17 protein-coding genes, 1 tRNA gene and 2 pseudogenes are annotated in these 19,044 nt (G+C 61.1%); 12 read left to right on the forward strand and 8 right to left on the reverse strand.

Annotated features, from left to right (window positions below):
* The first annotated feature begins 222 nt into the window (after positions 1–222).
* The 3 genes and pseudogenes from ABRP30_RS18585 to ABRP30_RS18595 all read left to right on the forward strand — a co-directional run.
* Positions 223–570: a hypothetical protein gene (locus ABRP30_RS18585; RefSeq protein WP_349975148.1), complete on the forward strand. Its 348-nt coding sequence runs from the start codon at positions 223–225 to the stop codon at positions 568–570.
* Positions 567–746, forward strand: a complete 180-nt coding sequence (locus ABRP30_RS18590; protein ID WP_349975178.1) for a hypothetical protein — start codon at positions 567–569, stop codon at positions 744–746. Before ABRP30_RS18585 ends, ABRP30_RS18590 begins: the two co-directional genes overlap by 4 nt.
* Before the next feature lie 3 nt (positions 747–749).
* Positions 750–1,358, forward strand: a pseudogene (locus tag ABRP30_RS18595) (tyrosine-type recombinase/integrase); the annotation flags it as partial.
* A 311-nt stretch (positions 1,359–1,669) separates the two neighbouring features.
* Here the strand turns inward: ABRP30_RS18595 and ABRP30_RS18600 are convergent.
* Positions 1,670–1,757: transfer RNA gene (locus tag ABRP30_RS18600), tRNA-Ser, on the reverse strand.
* A 206-nt stretch (positions 1,758–1,963) separates the two neighbouring features.
* The gene (locus ABRP30_RS18605) at positions 1,964–3,796 is read right to left on the reverse strand and encodes a reverse transcriptase domain-containing protein (RefSeq protein ID WP_349975150.1); all 1,833 of its coding nucleotides are present in this window, start codon (positions 3,794–3,796) and stop codon (positions 1,964–1,966) included.
* 707 nt (positions 3,797–4,503) lie between these two features.
* Here ABRP30_RS18605 and ABRP30_RS18610 point away from each other — a divergent pair.
* From ABRP30_RS18610 to ABRP30_RS18645, 8 genes are all read left to right on the forward strand, one after another.
* Complete coding sequence (locus ABRP30_RS18610) at positions 4,504–5,175, forward strand: Bax inhibitor-1/YccA family protein (RefSeq protein ID WP_241805411.1); 672 nt, start codon at positions 4,504–4,506, stop codon at positions 5,173–5,175.
* 222 nt (positions 5,176–5,397) lie between these two features.
* On the forward strand, positions 5,398–6,777 hold the full coding sequence (locus ABRP30_RS18615) for a nucleobase:cation symporter-2 family protein (RefSeq protein WP_267817193.1): 1,380 nt from the start codon (positions 5,398–5,400) through the stop codon (positions 6,775–6,777).
* Between the two features lie 85 nt (positions 6,778–6,862).
* On the forward strand, positions 6,863–7,255 hold the full coding sequence (gene tusD, locus ABRP30_RS18620; RefSeq protein ID WP_241805413.1) for a sulfurtransferase complex subunit TusD: 393 nt from the start codon (positions 6,863–6,865) through the stop codon (positions 7,253–7,255).
* Position 7,256: 1 nt separating this feature from the next.
* Positions 7,257–7,616, forward strand: a complete 360-nt coding sequence (gene tusC / locus ABRP30_RS18625; RefSeq protein ID WP_241805414.1) for a sulfurtransferase complex subunit TusC — start codon at positions 7,257–7,259, stop codon at positions 7,614–7,616.
* On the forward strand, positions 7,616–7,912 hold the full coding sequence (gene tusB / locus ABRP30_RS18630; protein WP_267817198.1) for a sulfurtransferase complex subunit TusB: 297 nt from the start codon (positions 7,616–7,618) through the stop codon (positions 7,910–7,912). Before tusC ends, tusB begins: the two co-directional genes overlap by 1 nt.
* Positions 7,909–8,244, forward strand: a complete 336-nt coding sequence (locus ABRP30_RS18635) for a TusE/DsrC/DsvC family sulfur relay protein (protein WP_241805416.1) — start codon at positions 7,909–7,911, stop codon at positions 8,242–8,244. The genes tusB and ABRP30_RS18635 overlap by 4 nt, the downstream gene beginning before the upstream one ends.
* Positions 8,241–9,245, forward strand: coding sequence for a glycosyl transferase family protein (locus tag ABRP30_RS18640; protein WP_241805417.1), 1,005 nt, complete (start codon positions 8,241–8,243; stop codon positions 9,243–9,245). Before ABRP30_RS18635 ends, ABRP30_RS18640 begins: the two co-directional genes overlap by 4 nt.
* Before the next feature lie 92 nt (positions 9,246–9,337).
* The gene (locus tag ABRP30_RS18645; RefSeq protein WP_241805418.1) at positions 9,338–10,294 is read left to right on the forward strand and encodes a glutathione S-transferase family protein; all 957 of its coding nucleotides are present in this window, start codon (positions 9,338–9,340) and stop codon (positions 10,292–10,294) included.
* 232 nt (positions 10,295–10,526) lie between these two features.
* Here the strand turns inward: ABRP30_RS18645 and cysG are convergent, their stop codons facing one another.
* The 6 genes and pseudogenes from cysG to ABRP30_RS18675 all read right to left on the reverse strand — a co-directional run bounded on the left by cysG (position 10,527) and on the right by ABRP30_RS18675 (position 17,990).
* On the reverse strand, positions 10,527–11,921 hold the full coding sequence (gene cysG, locus ABRP30_RS18650) for a siroheme synthase CysG (RefSeq protein WP_241805419.1): 1,395 nt from the start codon (positions 11,919–11,921) through the stop codon (positions 10,527–10,529).
* Positions 11,922–13,202 carry a serine--tRNA ligase gene (gene serS, locus ABRP30_RS18655; protein WP_267817204.1) on the reverse strand — a complete coding sequence of 427 codons (1,281 nt, stop codon included), beginning with the start codon at positions 13,200–13,202 and terminating at the stop codon, positions 11,922–11,924.
* A gap of 41 nt (positions 13,203–13,243) precedes the next feature.
* Positions 13,244–13,393, reverse strand: a pseudogene (locus tag ABRP30_RS18660) (fluoride efflux transporter CrcB); the annotation flags it as partial.
* Between the two features lie 47 nt (positions 13,394–13,440).
* Positions 13,441–14,766, reverse strand: coding sequence for a replication-associated recombination protein A (locus ABRP30_RS18665; RefSeq protein WP_241805421.1), 1,326 nt, complete (start codon positions 14,764–14,766; stop codon positions 13,441–13,443).
* A 12-nt stretch (positions 14,767–14,778) separates the two neighbouring features.
* Positions 14,779–15,414 (reverse strand): outer membrane lipoprotein chaperone LolA, encoded by a 636-nt coding sequence (gene lolA / locus ABRP30_RS18670; RefSeq protein ID WP_241805422.1) that lies wholly within the window; start codon positions 15,412–15,414, stop codon positions 14,779–14,781.
* Between the two features lie 62 nt (positions 15,415–15,476).
* Positions 15,477–17,990, reverse strand: a complete 2,514-nt coding sequence (locus ABRP30_RS18675) for a DNA translocase FtsK (protein ID WP_372490502.1) — start codon at positions 17,988–17,990, stop codon at positions 15,477–15,479.
* Between the two features lie 328 nt (positions 17,991–18,318).
* Between ABRP30_RS18675 and aat the strand changes: the two genes are divergently transcribed.
* On the forward strand, positions 18,319–18,999 hold the full coding sequence (gene aat, locus ABRP30_RS18680) for a leucyl/phenylalanyl-tRNA--protein transferase (protein WP_349975152.1): 681 nt from the start codon (positions 18,319–18,321) through the stop codon (positions 18,997–18,999).
* Positions 19,000–19,044 lie beyond the last annotated feature (45 nt).

Below are 19,044 nucleotides of genomic sequence, written 5' to 3' on the forward strand. Positions count from 1 at the left end.
CGCGATATGGCGGCCAAGGGGTCAGCTGCGTGCTCGCTTCACAACCCCGGCGGCTATGAACGCGGCGCCCGGTATCCAGAGGCCGGGATTCGATGTGCCCAGGCCAACAGCAACAAGCGCAATTCCGACAGCAAACATAAGCGTTATCCCTCGCTAGAAGATCCATTTCAACACTCGCCCATTTAAGCACAAGCCGGTCGCATGAGCGGCCAAGGAATCGCTATGCCTGAAGAAATCGAGTTGATCCAGTCGGCGCCGGTCGTGCGTGACGAATACGGAATGTACGAACACCCAGAGCTGCCCGACTTCGACGAAGGCGACGGCGACGGCGACGGCGACGGCGAGAAGTGCAAGGCATGGATCGCGCAGCAGGGCCTGCAGCTCGTCTTGGTCCACCTGGAAACAGATGCACCGGAAGAGATCGCAGATCGCTACTTCCAGTCCGATGAGCCGCACTGCGGGCACTGCGAGCCGGGCAAGCCTGAAGGTGATGGCTGGTTCTGCCTGGCCATCCACAACACCGACGACGGCCCGGTTTGCTGGTGGGATCGTCGAGTGGTAACGCGATGACCCGCCTCGCGCTCTGCGTGCTGCTACTGGCCACCGGCGCCAGCGCAGATCCAATCGTGCTAGAGCGGTTCATTCCGAGCGGCCTATCCCGCTACGACGACGTTGAGCGCGGCGTCACGTGCTGGATCACCGGTATGGGCTCCGGCATCAGCTGCTTGAACATGGCGCGGGAATGAGACCTCACCACCAAGGAGAACCCATGCCAGGGCGTGCGCAAAAACAAGGAAGTGCCCAGGGACTTCATATGCGAACGATACAATTTGGAGCGCGGTTTACGCAAGGTGGTGGGTGAGTTGAAGGACGCCATGGATCTAGCGTATTTGACGGGCCAGCGCCCGGCGGACGTGCTGGTGATGAGAAGGGATGACACTGAGGATAAGGCCCTCGGCGTGAAGCAGAAAAAGACCCACAAGAAGCTGAGGATCATGCTTGAGGTGGACGGGGTCGAAAGCGGCCTGGGCGCCTTGATCCGGAAGATACTAGAGCGGAACGCGCCGCACGGCTCGCCGTATCTCCTGCTGACCGAGTCGGGAAAACGTGTTAAGGCCGCCATGCTCCGCCATCGCTGGGACGATGCCCGGGAGCAAGCAGTGAAAGACGCGGTAGCGGCAGGCGATCAGGTGCTGGCTGGCCGTATTAGCCAGTTCCAGTTCCGTGACATCCGCCCGAAAGCTGCATCCGAAATCGTCGATGTCGACCACGCCAGCCTGCTGCTGGGCCACACCAAGGGCGACATTACAGAGCGTGTTTATCGCCGAGTTGGAGCCTTAGCGAAACCCACCAAGTAGGAAAGTATTGTCAGCGCTGACAAATGAAACCATTCCCAAGGGTGTTCCCATGGGTAGTTTTTCTATGCCCTAAATACGCAAAAAGCCCTGAATAATCAGGGCTTTGAATATGGCGGAAGCGTAGAGATTCGAACTCTAGGATAGTTGCCCATCGACGGTGTAGGGTAGGACGACCGAGTCCTGTGTCTCCACAGGATATCAGAAGCCCCCCTCCGAACCGTGCGTGCACCTTTCAGAGCACACGGCTCTCCACCTGACCCGCAGGTACATCATCTGGGTTGTTTTCCCAGATCACCACATCAATCAAATAGTGGCGGAAGAGGTGAGATTCGAACTCACGGAGCTGTTACACTCAACGGTTTTCAAGACCGTCGCTATCGGCCACTCAGCCACTCTTCCGTATACGAGCAATTATACAGGTTGCTCAGATACTTACAACACTTTTCTCATGCAAACTGGGGATTTGCATGAATCCGGCGTTTTCAGACAGGGATCCGGCGTTTTGAGGGAGTGCAGAGGTCACCGTAGCCTACGGCGGCATGCACTTTCAGAGGGAGTGAAGGCGGCTTGAAAACACCTCACTGTCTACCGTTCCCACCCTTCGCTTATCTGGCGGCGATTTTAGGTTCCGCCAGGTCTGCTAGCTTCATCCCGTCGTACCTCCCCGCGTGGATATCGGTGTGGCATTTGGGACAAACTGGGATCTGCTTCCTGTTTATTGCAGATAGAATCTTAGCAAAGCCTTTGCTTGTACCCTTGCGGACGTGTCGCACGTGATGCATGACGACGTCCCCTATATTCCCGCATACGCAGCAGACTTCCCCTTCCAGCTTCGTCCTGCTACGCAGTCTTAGCTGGGTTCGGGCGATGTCTTTGACGTTTCCTCCGCTGGAGAACCGTTGGCTCGCCCCCCATACCTTTATCAGGTTAAGGGATACGGAGTCGAAGTTTCCGTCTTTACCCGGTGTAATAACTTCCAGTTTTGGCCCGAATCGTCGATAGATTTCGGGTTGTCTGACGCGGAATTTCTGTGCGAGAGTCAGGATCGCCGACTTTTGCAGTATGAATTGTAACCGTGCCAGTCCTTGTCTGTTATGGACGAAGGAGTAGTAGTTGTTGTAACCGTTCAGCAGGTGGTTAAACCTGGTGACGACGTCTCTAGGCTCCAGGATAGACCAGGCTCTTTTAGGGGTGGGGTTACCCATCCCGTCGCAGAAGTCGTTGGCATGTAGCTTTTGAATCACCAGCTGTGTAGGCAGTCTGAATATGATCCCCATCAAGGATGCGCGGCGTTGGAATTGCCGTTTACCCGTGACGTTGATCTTGGACTGCTTTGCTTCTGCGTTAATGCTTCGCCCAACTTGGATGTAGGTGCCTAGGAAGAAGGCTGGCTCCGACCTGGCGTTCCCGATCTTTGTTTTCTCGACACTCAAGGTCAGACCGAGGTTCACCCGTAGGTGTTCCTGGATCCTATCTCGGATATCGATGGCTAGGCTTTTGGGCCCGTCGATTCCTATCAACCAGTCATCGGCGTACCGCACGTAGCGAACCCTGATGAAACTTGGGTCGCACACCATTACCGATGGGATTTTCCTCCAATTACGTCTCGCTTCTTCGTGTTCTTCCTGCGACACCTTCAGACCGCGCCGAGCGCGTTTGATCACCTTTGAATACCTGGTGTAGACCGGGTTTCGTCGCCTGAAATCGCCCTTGGTCTCCTTCTCCGCTATGCCTTCAACGAAGGTATCCAGCTCGTGGAGGAAGATGTTTGCCAAGATCGGGCTTACTACGCTTCCTTGAGGTGTTCCCGCGATGGAATTCTTGGGAGTGTTGAACTCAAGGTAACCCGCTTTCAGGGCTTTCCAGACCAAATCAATGAATCTGGAGTCGGTGATGCGTTTCTTAAGTACCGCAATCAGTTTGTCATGTGGGATTTCGTCAAAGCATGCCTTGATGTCACCTTCGATGAACCACGCTGTCGCGCTCCATTTCTGAACCTCTTTGAGGCATCCATGGGTGTCTCTGCCTCTGCGAAAACCGTGACTGCACTCCTTAAAAGTAGGATTGTCCCCGTCGTAGATCGTTTCGAAGATCATTCGCATGACCTCCTGGACGATCTTGTCTCGGGCAGATGGGATGGACAGAGGTCTTTTACCGCCGTTAGGCTTTGGTATCTGAACTCTCCGTGACCGCGTGAATGTGAAGCTTTCGTCACGCATTTCGTCGATTATGTTCCGGATGGTAGTCCGGGAGAAACCGTCGATGGTCTTCCCCTCGGCGTCGAGGGTCATGTTGCCGGGGCTACTCTTGATTCGTTCGTAGGCGGTTATATACAGATCTTCCGCGTACATCAGTCGGTACAGGTCTTGATTGACCCACACTTGGCTTGCGTTTAACTCCCGCAGTTTCACTAATCTCTTGAGACCGTTAGTGTTCATCCGAACATTTCCCTGTCAATTAGTGAATGTCAAGCTGTGCCCCTTCCCCCTGTCCCACGCATTACCATGGGCGTTTGGGTACTACGAGCACTCCGTCACCGCGAGGCTTACGCCTCTTAGGAATTACTTCCCTTAGGTGATCCCCAAGTTCCCGCAACGAATGGTGTCTCTACACTTAGGCTCCCTTTACACCTTATCCCGCACTCTGTGGGGTACTTACAACGATCTCCTTACGGGGCTCTTGAAAACCAAACCTCGTATCGTTGTCCCTGGGACGTAAGCGTTCGTGTCCTAGGTGGCGCAGGTCTGCCAAGTTGGTTGGGGTTCAAACAATCAGTTTTAGCCGTATGTAGCCTAGCTCGACCCTCTCTATAGACCGTTAGAACGCTTGGCTTTCAGAGGGCCTTTCCTGACATGCTACTTTCACGCCTCTCTTTCGGGAGGTCGCTTAGTCAGGTGCTTTACACATATAGGAGAAATGTGGATACTCAGCAATACTGCCAATATCACATTCGTTACGCGCGCATGGGCGCACTTTCAAGACCGTTGCCTTAAACCACTCGGCCACGCTTCCAGCTCGTTTGCGGCCGCCATAATACCGTAATGAAACACGCTGTCAAACTCTCTATGTCGCCGGTTGCAGGAGCTCTGATAGACTCCTAGCATCTGAACGTTCCAAAACCACAGGTTTACCAAGGAGTGTCGCCATGCGCGAACAGGATTATGCCGTACACAGCGGCCAACAGGTTGAGCAGCGCGAGGTCAGCAAGGTCCTGCGCAACACCTACAGCCTGCTGGCACTCACCCTCGCCTTCAGCGGTGTCATGGCCTTCGTCGCCCAGCAAATGCGTGTGGGCTACCCGAACATCTTCGTTGTGCTGATCGGCTTCTACGGCCTGTTCTTCCTTACCAACAAACTGCGTGATTCGGCGTGGGGCCTGGTGTCCACCTTCGCCCTCACCGGCTTCATGGGCTTCATCCTCGGCCCAATCCTCAACCGTTACCTGGGTATGGCCGGTGGCGCTGAGGTGGTCAGCTCGGCGTTCGCCATGACGGCCCTGGTGTTCGGTGGCCTGTCGGCCTATGTGCTGATCTCGCGCAAGGACATGAGCTTCCTCAGCGGTTTCATCACCGCCGGCTTCTTCGTCCTGCTGGGTGCCGTAGTGGCTAGCTTCTTCTTCCAGATCAGCGGCCTGCAACTGGCGATCAGCGCTGGCTTCGTGCTGTTCTCGTCGGTCTGCATCCTGTTCCAGACCAGCGCGATCATCCATGGCGGTGAGCGTAACTACATTATGGCGACCATCAGCCTCTATGTATCGATCTACAACCTGTTTGTCAGCCTGCTGCAACTGTTCGGCATCATGGGCCGCGACGACTGATAGCGGTTGCTAGAGCCCGTTCAAAAAGCCCGCCTCGGCGGGCTTTTTTGTGTGTTCGTGCAGGCCTCTATCTTCAAGCCAGCTCTCGGCGCGCCAACTGACCCAAAAGTCAGGTTATTAGCGGCATACTCGCCGATCTTGCCGCCATCGTGCATGCCACTACCGCAATCCCCCTTCACCCCGTAGAATGCGCTCCTTTTTTCTTCCGGGGCAGCTTCACCGATGAGCTCACACGAACACAGCCCGGGCGCGGATGCGCCTGCCAATGAATTGGTGCTTGGCCTCGAGGACAAGCCACGGCTGCTGATCGGCCTGCTGGCGGCACTGCAGCACCTGCTGGCGATTATCGTGCCGATCGTGACCCCAGGCCTGCTTATCTGCCAGGCGCTAGGTGTTTCGGCGCGTGATACCAACCTGATCGTGTCGATGTCGCTGGTGATCTCGGGTATCGCCACCTTCGTGCAGTGCAAGCGGTTTGGGCCGTTCGGCGCGGGGTTGCTGATCGTACAGGGCACCAGCTTCAACTTCGTCGGCCCACTGATTGCAGGTGGGGCGCTGATGGTCAAGCAGGGCACCCCTGTCGAAAGCGTGATGGCAGCGATCTTCGGCGTGGTGATCGCCGGCTCGTTCGTCGAAATGGGCGTGTCGCGCATCCTGCCCTTCGTCAAACGCCTGATCACGCCGCTGGTGACGGGCATCGTGGTGTTGATGATCGGCCTGACCCTCATAAAGGTAGGCTTGATAAGCATGGGCGGCGGCTTTGGCGCCATGGCCAATGGCACCTTCGCCAATGGTGAAAACCTGCTGCTGTCGGGCGTGGTGCTGGCAATCATCGTCATCCTCAACCGCCTCCCGGTGGTGTGGATGCGCAGCTGCGCGATCGTCATCGCCCTGGCGGTGGGTTACGCCCTGGCGGGTTACCTCGGCCGGCTGGACTTCACCGGCATGCATGAAGCTGCACTGTTCCAGGTGCCGACGCCGCTGCACTTCGGCCTCGGTTTCTCGTGGGCGCTGTTCATCCCGATGCTGGTGATTTACCTGGTGACCTCACTGGAAGCCATCGGCGACGTTACGGCAACCAGCAAGGTCTCACGCCAACCGGTCGAAGGCGCGGTGTGGATGCAGCGCATCAAGGGCGGCGTGCTGGTCAACGGCGCCAACTCGCTGCTGGCGGGCCTGTTCAATACCTTCCCCAGCTCGATCTTCGCGCAGAACAACGGCGTGATTCAGCTGACCGGCATCGCCAGCCGCCACATTGGTATCTGGATTGCCGTGATGCTGGTGGTATTGGGCCTTTTCCCGAGTGTTGCCGGTGTGATTCAGGCTGTACCTGAGCCTGTGCTGGGCGGCGCGGCCATGGTCATGTTTGGTGCCGTGGCCGCTTCGGGCATCAATATTCTGGCCAGCACGCGCCTGGACCGCCGTGCACTGCTGATCATCGCCGTGTCGTTGGCGCTGGGCCTGGGCGTGGCCCAGGTGCCGGAGTTCCTGGCGCACATGCCGGCGGCTATTCGCAACGTACTGGAGTCAGGCGTTGCCACCGGTGGTATCTGCGCCCTGGTGCTGAACTGGTTCCTGCCAGAGCGCAACGAACACGCCTGACAGCCCTGCCCCGGCCAGCCAGCCCGCGCCTACTCGCGCGGGCTTTTTGCTTTAGAATGGCCGCATTCCTTTGCACGAGTTGCCCATGAAATTCGCTATCGCGGTTTTTTCCCCGGCCCACGCACCCTCCTCGCGGCGCGCTTTGCGCTACGCCGAGGCGGTGCTGGCCGGCGGGCATGAGATTGCCCGGTTGTTCTTCTATCAGGACGGTGTGCACAGCGCCTCGGCCAACGTGGTCGCGCCCCAGGACGAACAGGATATCGCCGCCCAGTGGCGCGCCTTTATCGAGCAGCACCAGCTGGACGCCGTGGTGTGCATCGCCGCTGCCTTGCGCCGCGGCGTGCTCGATGAGGCCGAAGCCAGCCGCTACCAGCGCCAAGCGGTGAACCTGCCCAAGCCGTGGGAGCTCTCCGGCCTGGGTCAATTGCATGAAGCGGCACAGCTCGCCGACCGCCTTGTCTGCTTTGGAGGCGATTGAAATGGCCAAATCCCTGTTGATCATCAGCCGCCAGGCGCCCTGGAGCGGCCCGTCTGCCCGCGAAGCGCTGGACATCGCACTGGCCGGCGGCGCTTTCGATCTGCCACTGGGCATGCTGTTCCTCGATGACGGCGTGTTCCAGCTCGCCCCTGCCCAGCAACCAGCGGCGGTGCAACAAAAGAACCTCGCCGCCAACCTGCAGGCACTGCCGATGTTTGGTGTAGAGGAGCTGTTCGCCTGCCAGCACAGCCTGGCCCTGCGCGGGCTTGCTGCCGACAGCCTGGCCCTGCCCGTTGAGGTGCTGGACGACGCGGCCCTGAAGGCCCTGATTGCCCGTTTCGACCAAGTGGTGACGCTCTGATGCCGACTTTGCATGTGATATCCCACTCGCCTTTTGGCGACGATCGTTTGAGCAGTTGCCTGCGCCTGCTTGCTGACGAAGATGCCCTGCTGCTGTGCGGCGATGCGGTGTATGCCCTGCGTGACGGCAGCGAACCACAGCGCCTGCTTCAGGCGGCAGCGTTGGAGCAGCGCCTTTTTGCACTCGACGAGGACCTGCAAGCGCGCGGTATCCGCAGCGAGTTGGCCAACACCGTGGACTATCAGGGGTTCGTCGCGCTGTCACTGCACTATGACAAGGTCAACAGCTGGCTATGAACACCCTGACCGTAGACGACCAGGCAATCGCCCTGGACAAGGACGGCTTTCTGGTCGACCTGCAAGACTGGTCCCACGCCGTCGCCGAAGCGCTGGCCGCGCGCGAAAGCATTGCCCTGACCAACGACCACTGGGAAGTCCTCGAACTGCTGCGCCAGTTCTATGAGGAGTTCCAGCTGTCTCCGGCAACGCGCCCACTGATCAAGTACACCGCGTTGAAGCTGGGCCCTGAAAAGGGCAACAGCCCGCACCTCAACCGCCTGTTCAACGGCACCCCCGCCAAACTTGCCGCCAAGCTGGCGGGCCTGCCCAAGCCGACCAATTGCATATGACAGACGCTCGCCCGCTCACCCTGCAAACCCCGGCCGAACACCCGTTCGCCGAATTCGTGCGCATCCTTGGCAAAGGCAAACGCGGTGCTCGCAGCCTCACCCGCGAGGAAGCCCGAGCCGCCATGGCCCTGCTGCTTGAAGGCAAGGTTGAAGACACTCAGCTCGGCGCCTTCCTCATGCTGCTGCGGCACAAGGAAGAGAGCGCGGAGGAGCTGGCGGGCTTCACCGAGGCCCTGCGCGCGCAACTGAATGCACCACGCATCGCTGTCGATCTGGACTGGCCCAGCTATGCCGGCAAGAAGCGCCACCTACCTTGGTTCCTGCTGGCCGCCAAATGCCTGGCCGCCAACGGCGTGCGCATCCTGATGCATGGTGGTGGCGCCCACACCGCCGGGCGCATGTACACCGAGCAGCTGTTGGCCCTGCTGGAAATTCCGCTTTGTCGCCATTGGTCCGCCGTGGAGCAGGCGCTGGACCAGCAAAGGCTGGCGTTTTTCCCGCTGCACGATTGGGCCCCGCAACTGCAGCGCATGATCGACCTGCGCAACATACTTGGCCTGCGCTCCCCCATCCATTCGCTGGCGCGCGTGCTCAACCCGCTGAGCGCCCGCTGTGGCCTGCAGAGCATCTTTCACCCCGGCTACCAGGCCGTACACCGTGAGGCCAGCCGGCTGCTGGGTGACCACGCGGTAGTGATCAAGGGCGATGGTGGCGAAATTGAAGTTAACCCGGATGTGATCAGCCATCTGTACGGCACTAGCGCAGGTGAAAACTGGGACGAAGAGTGGCCAGCGCTGAGTGAGCGGCGCCATGTAAAACCTGCAAGCCTGCAGCCCGAACAACTGCTGGCGGTTTGGCGCGGGGAGGCTCAGGACAGCTATGGGGAAATGGCCGTGGTGGCGACCATGGCCTTGGCGTTGCGCGGCTTGGGGCAGGACCGCGAGCAGGCCTTTGCGACCGCACGCAGCTATTGGAGCGCCCGGAACCAATCGAATAAATAGATCATTTCTTCGCAGTCTTTGCGCTATTTATTCGAACGCTTTGCCCTAGACTGGGCTCCAACGACAAACAACTTTGTTCCGAGGAGCTCATCATGGGCCTATTGATCGACGGCCGCTGGCACGACCAGTGGTACGAAAACGGCAAGGATGGCACTTTCAAGCGCGAGAACGCCCAACGCCGCAATCCGCTGCCCGCCCCTGAAGCCGGTCGCTACCACCTCTATGTGTCACTGGCCTGTCCATGGGCTCACCGCACCCTGATCGTTCGGGCGCTCAAAGGCTTGGAGCCGTTGATCGATGTGTCGGTGGTCAGTTGGCTGATGCAGGAAAACGGCTGGACTTTCGACCAGCAACAGGGCTCCACCGGCGATCACCTTGACGCCCTCGAATTCATGCACCAGCGCTATACCCAGGACGACCCGCACTACACAGGCCGCGTGACCGTGCCCGTGCTGTGGGATAAAAAGGAAAAGCGCATCGTCAACAACGAGTCGGCGGAGATCATCCGTATCTTCAATAGTGCGTTCAATGAGCTGACAGGCAACACCCTCGACCTGTATCCGCAGCCATTGCGCCCGACCATCGAGGCGCTCAACGCACGTATCTACCCAGCCGTGAACAATGGTGTCTACCGTGCCGGCTTCGCCACCACGCAAGAAGCCTACGAGGCTGCGTTCGACGAAGTGTTCAACGAGTTGGACTACCTGGAAGCACTGCTGGATCGCCAACGTTACCTGGCAGGCGAGTATTTGACTGAGGCCGATGTGCGCCTGTTTACCACGCTGGTGCGCTTCGATGCGGTGTATCACGGCCACTTCAAGTGCAACCTGCGCCGGTTGAGCGATTACCCGAACCTGTCGAACTGGCTGCGTGAGCTGTACCAGTGGCCGGGTGTGGCGCCGACGGTGAACATGGAGCACATCCAGAAGCACTATTACATGAGCCACAAAACCATCAATCCGAACGGGATCGTGCCCAAAGGCCCGCTGCAGGATTTCAACTTGCCGCATGATCGGGAACGGTTGCCTGGCAAAGGGATTTGGGGCTGAGGGAGTTAGGGCTGCTTTGCAGCCCATCGCCGGCAAGCCGGCTCCCACAGGGATCGCGCCAGCTTTAGAAGTTGAGCAGGACAGTTGCTACCACAAGGTATGGCGCCGGCCTTCAAAAAGTTGACCAACCCTGACTGCCCAGGTCACTGGATTGCAGCCCACTTCTTCGGTGAAAACCACCATCTTGTGGGAGCCGGCTTGCCGGCGATGGGCCGCAAAGCGGCCCCCGCTTTTACTGGTCCTGCTGTGCACCTTCGAACCAGGCCAGCTTGTCACGCAACTGGACCACTTCCCCGACAATCACCAGGGTCGGCGCATGCACTTCATGCTTGGCCACCAATGCTGGCAGGTCAGCCAACGTACCAGTGAACACCCGCTGATTGCGGGTAGTCCCCTGCTGCACCAACGCCGCCGGCGTGCTCGACGCACGGCCATGGCGAATCAGCTCAGCGCAAATGGTCGGCAACCCTACCAGGCCCATGTAGAACACCAAGGTCTGGTTCGGCGCCACCAGGTCATTCCAAGGCAGGTTGCTGGTACCGTCCTTGAGGTGGCCGGTGACGAAGCGCACTGACTGAGCATGGTCACGGTGGGTCAACGGAATGCCGCCGTAGGCAGAGCAACCACTGGCTGCGGTAATACCGGGCACCACCTGGAACGGGATGCCATGCTCGGCAAGCTCTTCGATCTCTTCGCCCCCACGGCCGAAAATGAACGGGTCACCGCCCTTCAGGCGCAACACACGCTTACCCTCGCGGGCCAGGTCGACCAGCAGACGGTTGATCTGATCCTGCGGCACGGCATGCTCGGCACGACGCTTACCGACGTAGATACGCTCGGCGTCGCGGCGGCACATCTCAATGATCGCCGGTGCCACCAGGCGGTCATACAGCACCACATCGGCCTGCTGCATCAGGCGCAAGGCGCGGAAGGTGAGCAAGTCCGGATCACCCGGCCCCGCCCCTACCAGATACACCTCCCCCCCCTGCTGCACCGGGGCACCATCGACCATCGCCTGCAACAGCCGCTCGGCCTCGGCACCCTGCCCGGCCAACTGACGCTCGGCGATCGGGCCCTGGAACACGGTTTCCCAGAAGCCGCGACGCTGGTTGACATCCGGGTAAAGCGACTTGACCTTGTGCCGGAAGCGCGCTGCCAAGGCGGCCAGCTCGCCATAAGTGGACGGGATCCAGGTTTCCAGCTTGGCGCGAATCAGGCGCGCCAGCACAGGGGCGTCACCGCCGCTGGATACCGCAACCACCAGCGGCGAACGGTCGACAATGGCCGGGAAGATCACCGTGCACAGCGCTGGCGCATCCACCACATTGACCGGCACGCAAAGCGCCTGCGCCTGCGCCGACACCTGAGCATTGAGCTCAGGATCGTCGGTGGCCGCAATCACCAGGCGACAGCCAACCAGGTCAGCCCCCTGATAGCCACGCACCAGGACCTCACCGCCACCTTCACGGGCCAGCGCAGCCAGTTGGCCGTCGACCTCAGGCGCCACCACCCGCAGCGCGGCGCCGGCATCGGCCAGCAGGCGCGCCTTGCGCAAGGCGATCTCGCCGCCGCCGACGACCAGCACACGGCCGCCCTGCAGCTTGTGGAACAGCGGCAGGTAATCCATTTAGCGGATGACCTCGACACCGCCCATGTAGGGCTTGAGCACTTCCGGCACGCGGATGGAGCCATCGGCCTGCTGGTAGTTTTCCAGCACAGCGACCAGGGTACGGCCTACGGCCAGGCCCGAACCGTTGAGGGTGTGCACCAGCTCTGGCTTGCCGGTTTCCGGGTTGCGCCAGCGGGCCTGCATGCGGCGCGCCTGGAAGTCACCGCAGTTGGAGCAGGAACTGATCTCGCGGTACTTGTCCTGGCTCGGCACCCATACTTCGAGGTCGTAGGTTTTCACCGCGCCGAAGCCCATGTCACCGGTGCACAGGGCCAGTACGCGGTAGGGCAGCTCCAGCAGCTGCAATACGCGCTCGGCGTTGGCGGTGAGGCCTTCCAGCGCCTCCATGGACTTGGACGGCTCAACCACCTGGACCATCTCAACCTTGTCGAATTGGTGCTGGCGGATCATGCCACGGGTATCACGGCCCGAAGCGCCGGCTTCACTGCGGAAGCACGGGGTATGGGCGACCAGCTTGAGCGGCAGCAGCTTGGCATCGATGATCTCGCCGGCTACCAGGTTGGTCAGCGACACTTCAGCGGTCGGGATCAGGTAGAAGTCGGCTTCGCCTTCACGGGTGATCTTGAACAGGTCTTCCTCGAACTTCGGCAGCTGGCCGGTGCCCTGCAACGCTGGCGCCTGCACCAGGTACGGGGTGTAGTGTTCTTCGTAGCCGTGTTCAGCGGTGTGCAGGTTGATCATGAACTGCGCCAGGGCGCGGTGCAGGCGGGCAACCGGGCCGCGCAGCACGGCAAAACGGGCGCCCGACAGCTTGGCAGCAGCCTCGAAGTCCAGGCCACCGCTGATTTCACCCAGGGCGACGTGGTCCTTGATTGGAAAATCGAACGCCCTCGGGGTCCCCCAACGGCGCACTTCGACGTTGTCGTCTTCGCTGGCACCGACCGGCACACTGGCGTCCGGCAGGTTGGGGATGGTCAGGACAATGCCATCCAGTTCGGCCTGGATGCCATCGAGCTCGACCTTGCCTGCGGCCAGTTCATTGGCCATGCGCTCGACGTCAGCCATCAGCGGTGCGATGTCCTCGCCCTTGGCCTTGGCCTGACCGATGGATTTGGAGCGGGCGTTACGCTCGGCCTGCAGCTGCTCGGTGCGGGTCTGCACCGCCTTGCGGCGCTCTTCCAGCGATTCGATGCGCGCGACATCCAGGCTGAAGCCACGGGAGGCGAGGCGGTCCGCCACTTCCTGAAGTTGGCCGCGTAACAGTTTGGAATCGAGCATATCGTTCTCTCGTTATGTGTGTAGGTTGGTTCAGAGTCGGGTCAGGGGCAGGCCAGTAGCCCGCCCATCACGCTAATACCGGTATAGCCCACGGCCAGGGGCACTTGCCCACTTTCCACCGGGCGCACGGTATCGAGCGAAAAAGAGGAAAACGTCGCCGTGACGCCGACGACAAGGCCGGCGCGCTGTCCGACAGGCGCCAGCGACTTGTGCAGGACTGGGCCATGGCACAGAGCGCTCACGGCTTTCTCCGTTGACGCGGGCTGCTGCGATCGAGGTCGGCCAAGTGGCGCAGTTTCTCGCCGATCTTCAGCTCAAGCCCCCGGGGCACGGGCTGATAATACTGACGTGGCTCGAGCTGGTCCGGGAAGTAATCTTCACCTGCGGCATAGGCATCGGGCTCGTCGTGGGCGTAGCGGTACTCCTCGCCGTAGCCGAGCTGCTTCATCAGCTTGGTCGGGGCGTTGCGCAGGTGCAGTGGCACCTCCAGCGAGCCATGCTCGGCGGCTTCGCGCAGGGCAGTCTTGAAGCCCATGTACACGGCGTTGCTCTTCGGCGCACAGGCAATGTAGGTAATGGCCTGAGCCACCGCCAGCTCGCCCTCGGGGCTGCCCAGGCGCTCCTGCACGTCCCAGGCCGCCAGGCACAGGCTCAGGGCCCGTGGGTCGGCGTTGCCGATGTCCTCGCTGGCCATGCGCACCACGCGGCGGGCGATGTACAGCGGGTCGCAGCCGCCATCGAGCATGCGCGCGAACCAGTAAAGCGCGGCGTCCGGGTTGGAGCCGCGCACCGATTTGTGCAGGGCGGAAATCTGGTCATAGAAGGCCTCGCCGCCTTTGTCGAAGCGCCGGCGGCTGTCACCGAGCAGGCTCTGCAGCAGGTCTACGCCAATCTCGCTGCCATCTTCGGCCAGGTCCGAGGCGTTTTCGAGGAAGTTGAGCATGCGCCGGCCATCGCCATCGGCGGCGGCCATCAGCATCTTGAAAGCGTCGTCGCCCACGCTCAGGTTGCGCTTGCCCAAACCGCGCTCTTCGTTGAGTGCGCGGTCGACCAGCTTGCGCAAGGCGGGCTCGTCCAGGCTCTTGAGCACGTAGACCCGCGCACGCGAGAGCAAAGCGTTGTTCAGTTCGAAGGAAGGGTTCTCGGTGGTGGCGCCGATGAAGATCAGCGTGCCATCTTCGACGAAAGGCAGGAACGCATCCTGCTGGGACTTGTTGAAGCGGTGCACCTCGTCCACGAACAGGATGGTCCGGCGGCCATACTGGCCGGCCTGCTGCTTGGCCACCTCGACGGCCTGGCGGATTTCCTTGACCCCTGCCAGTACCGCCGAAACCGTCTCGAAGTGCGCATCGCAAAACTGTGCCAGCAGCCGGGCGAGCGTGGTCTTGCCCACGCCCGGCGGCCCCCAGAAAATCATCGAGTGCAGCGCACCCTGCTCCAGCGCCTCACGCAGCGGTTTGCCGCGCGCCAGCAGGTGCTCCTGGCCGACATACTCGTCCAGGTTGGACGGGCGTAGCCGGGCAGCCAGGGGCTGGGCAACAGGTTCGCTTCGAAACAGGTCCATGGTGCGCTCTGCTTACTCCTTGATGACGTCCGCGCCTTTCGGGATGTCGAACTTGAACCTGCTGTCCGGCACCGGCTGGTTGGCTTTGACGCCATTGAACAGGATGTTGGTGCGCTGGCCGACGCTGTCGATCAGCTGCATGTCGTTGATCAGGCCACGGCGGAACGATACGCGCAGCGAATCGAACAGGGTGTCCTTGGTGGTTGGCTTGAGGGTGAAGTCCATCACTTCGCCCTGCTCCTTGGAGGTGATGTCGAAGCTCTGGCTGATCTTCGACACGTCACCGGACAGCAGCAGCGCCGGGGTCTGGTTCAGGCGCACATCGAGCTTCTTGATGGTGGCCTGCTCCAGGTCAGGGTCCCACAGGGTGACGTTCTTGCCGTCGGACACCACCACCTGCTCCTGGGGTGCATCGGTGTGCCAGTAGAACAGGCCCGGGCGCTTGACCGTCATCTTGCCGGTTGTCTCCTGCAGGCTGGTGCCACCGGCGTCCAGGGTCAGCTGGGAGAAATTGGCCTCGATGGTCTGCGACTTTTCCAGCAACTGGGTCAGGCGCTGTACGTCCTGCTCACCAGCGTGAGCCGACAGTGTGGCCGTTACCGAACCCAGGGTCAGGGCAGAAACCAACAGCATGCGAATCGCGCGCATGTTAATCCTCATTGAGCATTTATGAAGCCGGGCGCCACCGTCGGCGCCTGGCAAGGTGTTCATCAGTCGCGCGGGCCGCCCGGGGCAATCACTTCCCGCGAACCGTTGCTGTTCATGGGGGTGACCACACCGGCCATCTCCATCGCCTCGATCATGCGGGCGGCGCGGTTGTAGCCGATCTTCAGCTTGCGCTGCACGGCCGAAATCGACGCCCGGCGGCTTTCGAGGACGAACTGCACCGCCTCATCATACAGGGCGTCACTTTCCGAATCCTCGTCGCCGCCACCGCCACCGCCGCCTTCGAAGCCGCTGCCAGCCTCCTCGACGCCGTTGAGGATGTCGTCGTTGTAGTCCGGAGCGCCACGCAGCTTCCAGGCTTCCACCACGCGATGCACTTCATCGTCGGAGACGAATGCGCCGTGTACCCGGATCGGCAGGCTGGTACCTGGCGGCATGTAGAGCATGTCACCGTGGCCCAGCAGTTGCTCGGCGCCACCTTGGTCGATGATGGTGCGCGAGTCGATCTTGCTCGACACCTGGAACGCCATGCGGGTCGGGATGTTGGCCTTGATCAGGCCGGTGATCACGTCCACCGATGGGCGCTGGGTGGCGAGGATCAGGTGAATACCGGCTGCCCGAGCCTTCTGGGCGATACGGGCGATCAGCTCTTCGACCTTCTTGCCGACGATCATCATCATGTCGGCGAATTCGTCGACCACCACCACGATGGTCGGCAGGGTCTTGAGGGCCGGTGGCTCGTCTTCCATGCTCTCGCGGCGGTACAGCGGATCATGGATGACCTCGCCGGCCTCCTGGGCATCCTTGATCTTGCGGTTGAAACCGGCCAAGTTACGCACGCCCATGGCCGCCATGAGCTTGTAGCGCCGCTCCATCTCGGCCACGCTCCAGCGCAGCGCGTTGGCGGCGTCCTTCATGTCGGTGACCACCGGGCACAGCAAGTGCGGGATGCCTTCGTAAATCGACAGCTCGAGCATCTTCGGGTCGATCATGATCAGGCGCGCGTCTTCAGGGCCGGACTTGAACAGGATCGACAGGATCATCGCGTTCACACCCACCGACTTACCGGAACCGGTGGTACCGGCTACCAGCAGGTGTGGCATCTTGGCCAGGTCGGTGATCACCGGCTTGCCGCCGATATCGTGGCCCAGGGCCAGGGTGACGGGCGACTTCTGCTCGTCGTACTGCGGTGTCGACAGCACCTCGGAGAAGCGCACCATCTGCCGGTTTTCGTTGGGGATCTCGATACCCACGGTGGTCTTGCCGGGGATGACCTCGACCACCCGCACACTGGTCACGGCCAGCGACCGCGCAAGGTCCTTGGCCAGGTTGGCGATGCGGCTGACCTTGACCCCGGCCGCGGGCTGGATTTCGTAGCGGGTAATGACCGGGCCCGGGTGAATGGAGTCCACCGAGACTTCGACGCCGAATTCCTTGAGTTTGATTTCCAGCAACTGACCGACGCCGGCCAGGGATTCTGGCGAGTACTCGATCTTCTTCTGCTCGGCTGGGTCGAGGATGGAGATGGACGGCAAGGTGCCTTCCACGGCGCTGTCGACGAACAATGGCGCCTGCTTTTCCTTCATCACCCGCTTGCTCGGCTCCACTGCCTTGGCCGGGGCGGCAGGCGGCATGATCACAGGGGCAATCGACGGCTCACGGGGGACCACAGGCTCGCGTGGCACAACCGGTTCGCGCTGGGCGACGACAGGGCGCGCTGGAGCCTCATCGCGCTCACCGATGCGCTCGCGCAGTTGCGCCTTGGCCGGCTCGCGTTTCTCGGCAGCCGCTGGCGGCGCATCGAACCTTGGCTCGTCCACCTCACGCAATTGCGCTTCCAGGCGTTTGCGCTCGTTGCGCGCCTCCCACCAGCGGTTGGCCGCGCCTTGCACGAGCTCGAACAGGTCCAGGGTGATCTTGCCGGTCATGTCCATCACCTTGAACCACGAGAGGTCGGTGAACACGGTCAGGCCGAACAGGAACAGGGCGATGAACATCAGCGTACTGCCCTGCACGTTGAGCAGGTTGCGCGCCAGATCACCGAGGCTTTCGCCCAACGCACCACCGGCGGAGAACGGCAGGCTCGCCGGGGGATGGAAATGGATATGCGCCAGTGCAGCACCCGACAGCACCAGGAACACCAGGCCGATCAGGCGCCAGGAGAACAGCCAGCCGCTCCATTGCCAGGGTTGATGGCGCTCGCGGAAGATCTGCCAGGTTTTGATCGCCAGCAGCAAAGGGAAGATGTAGGCGAAATAGCCGAGCACCATGAACATGATATCGGCGAAATACGCACCGGCACGCCCGGCAGCGTTCTGCACCTGGTCGACGTTGCTGGTGTGGCTGAAGCCTGGGTCGGAGGTATCGTAGGTCAGCAGCGCCATCCACAGGTACAGGCACAGGGCGCCGACAGCGATCAACGCACCTTCCTTGAGGCGGTAATGCAGCTGCTGGCGCCACAGGGGCACAGGCAATGGAGCTGGAGTTGCGGTGGATTTCTTCAAAACGCGTCTATTCCTGCGCGTGCTGCGCGTCCAGTAGTGATTGGCCGATGACAGGCCAATGAACCCCTACTTTTAACATTACTGCCCGCCGGCCGCCATGGCGGCACGCCCTATGGCGCTTGGGTGGGGGCGACTTTCGTATAGCTGCAATTTGAGCATGCATTTTCTTTTGTGACAAAGGCTTATGCTGTGTTTTTGCACAGGTGTGACAGCAAATGTGCCAGATGGTGCCTGCAGCCTCACGAATGTGTAGGAAATTGCCGACCCTATCGCCCGATTGGACGCTCCTGCGGGCAGGACTTGCCCCGCATGGGCCAAGCATTGACCGCAGGCGCCCTCCTTGCCATGCTGCCGGCTCCCCTCCCCCACCGCACGATAGACCATGCTCACCTGGCTGACTCGCGACTCGCTGACCTTCCCACCCCTGGAAAAAGCCCTGCAGGACCCTAACGGCCTGCTCGCCGCTGGTGGCGATCTGAGCCCCGAGCGCCTGGTGCAGGCCTATCGCCATGGCTGCTTCCCGTGGTACCAGGACGGCCAACCCATCCTCTGGTGGTCGCCCGACCCACGCACCGTTCTGTTCCCGGACGAGCTGCATGTCTCGCGCTCGCTGGCCAGGCTGTTGCGCCAGGCGCGTTATCAGGTCAGCTTCGACACCGACTTCCCCGCCGTGATCGACGCCTGCGCGGCGCCGCGCGACTACGCCGACGGCACCTGGATCACCGACACCATGCGCAACGCCTACTGCGAGCTGCACCGGCGCGGTATCGCCCATTCGGTGGAGGTACGCCACAACGGCGAACTGGTGGGCGGCCTGTACGGCCTGGCCATGGGGCGGTTGTTTTTCGGCGAGTCGATGTTCAGCCGCGCCGACAATGCGTCCAAGGTCGGCTTCGTGACCCTGGTCAACCACCTGCGCGATGCAGGCTTCGTGCTGATCGACTGCCAGATGCCAACTGATCACCTGCACAGCCTGGGCGCCCGCGCGATCAGCCGCGCGAGCTTCGCCGATTACCTGGCCCTTCACCTCGACCAGCCCAACAGTGCCAGCTGGCGCACCTAGGCGAGTTCCGAGAGCTGGCTTACACTTAAAGCAAAGTCTCACCGA

It is taken from the genome of Pseudomonas sp. WHRI 8519, assembly GCF_040224055.2.
Classification (GTDB): Bacteria; Pseudomonadota; Gammaproteobacteria; order Pseudomonadales; family Pseudomonadaceae; genus Aquipseudomonas; species Aquipseudomonas putida_X.

Bases quoted from the DNA above. Each gene is read 5' to 3' on its own strand.
- aat (WP_349975152.1), top strand. From the start codon at position 18,319: ATGCTCACCTGGCTGACTCGCGACTCGCTGACCTTCCCACCCCTGGAA.
- ABRP30_RS18605 (WP_349975150.1), bottom strand. From the start codon at position 3,796: ATGAACACTAACGGTCTCAAGAGATTAGTGAAACTGCGGGAGTTAAAC.
- ABRP30_RS18665 (WP_241805421.1), bottom strand. From the start codon at position 14,766: ATGGACCTGTTTCGAAGCGAACCTGTTGCCCAGCCCCTGGCTGCCCGG.
- ABRP30_RS18635 (WP_241805416.1), top strand. From the start codon at position 7,909: ATGAACACCCTGACCGTAGACGACCAGGCAATCGCCCTGGACAAGGAC.
- ABRP30_RS18610 (WP_241805411.1), top strand. From the start codon at position 4,504: ATGCGCGAACAGGATTATGCCGTACACAGCGGCCAACAGGTTGAGCAG.
- cysG (WP_241805419.1), bottom strand. From the start codon at position 11,921: ATGGATTACCTGCCGCTGTTCCACAAGCTGCAGGGCGGCCGTGTGCTG.
- serS (WP_267817204.1), bottom strand. From the start codon at position 13,202: ATGCTCGATTCCAAACTGTTACGCGGCCAACTTCAGGAAGTGGCGGAC.
- ABRP30_RS18615 (WP_267817193.1), top strand. From the start codon at position 5,398: ATGAGCTCACACGAACACAGCCCGGGCGCGGATGCGCCTGCCAATGAA.
- lolA (WP_241805422.1), bottom strand. From the start codon at position 15,414: ATGCGCGCGATTCGCATGCTGTTGGTTTCTGCCCTGACCCTGGGTTCG.
- ABRP30_RS18645 (WP_241805418.1), top strand. From the start codon at position 9,338: ATGGGCCTATTGATCGACGGCCGCTGGCACGACCAGTGGTACGAAAAC.
- ABRP30_RS18585 (WP_349975148.1), top strand. From the start codon at position 223: ATGCCTGAAGAAATCGAGTTGATCCAGTCGGCGCCGGTCGTGCGTGAC.
- tusD (WP_241805413.1), top strand. From the start codon at position 6,863: ATGAAATTCGCTATCGCGGTTTTTTCCCCGGCCCACGCACCCTCCTCG.
- tusB (WP_267817198.1), top strand. From the start codon at position 7,616: ATGCCGACTTTGCATGTGATATCCCACTCGCCTTTTGGCGACGATCGT.
- tusC (WP_241805414.1), top strand. From the start codon at position 7,257: ATGGCCAAATCCCTGTTGATCATCAGCCGCCAGGCGCCCTGGAGCGGC.
- ABRP30_RS18590 (WP_349975178.1), top strand. From the start codon at position 567: ATGACCCGCCTCGCGCTCTGCGTGCTGCTACTGGCCACCGGCGCCAGC.
- ABRP30_RS18640 (WP_241805417.1), top strand. From the start codon at position 8,241: ATGACAGACGCTCGCCCGCTCACCCTGCAAACCCCGGCCGAACACCCG.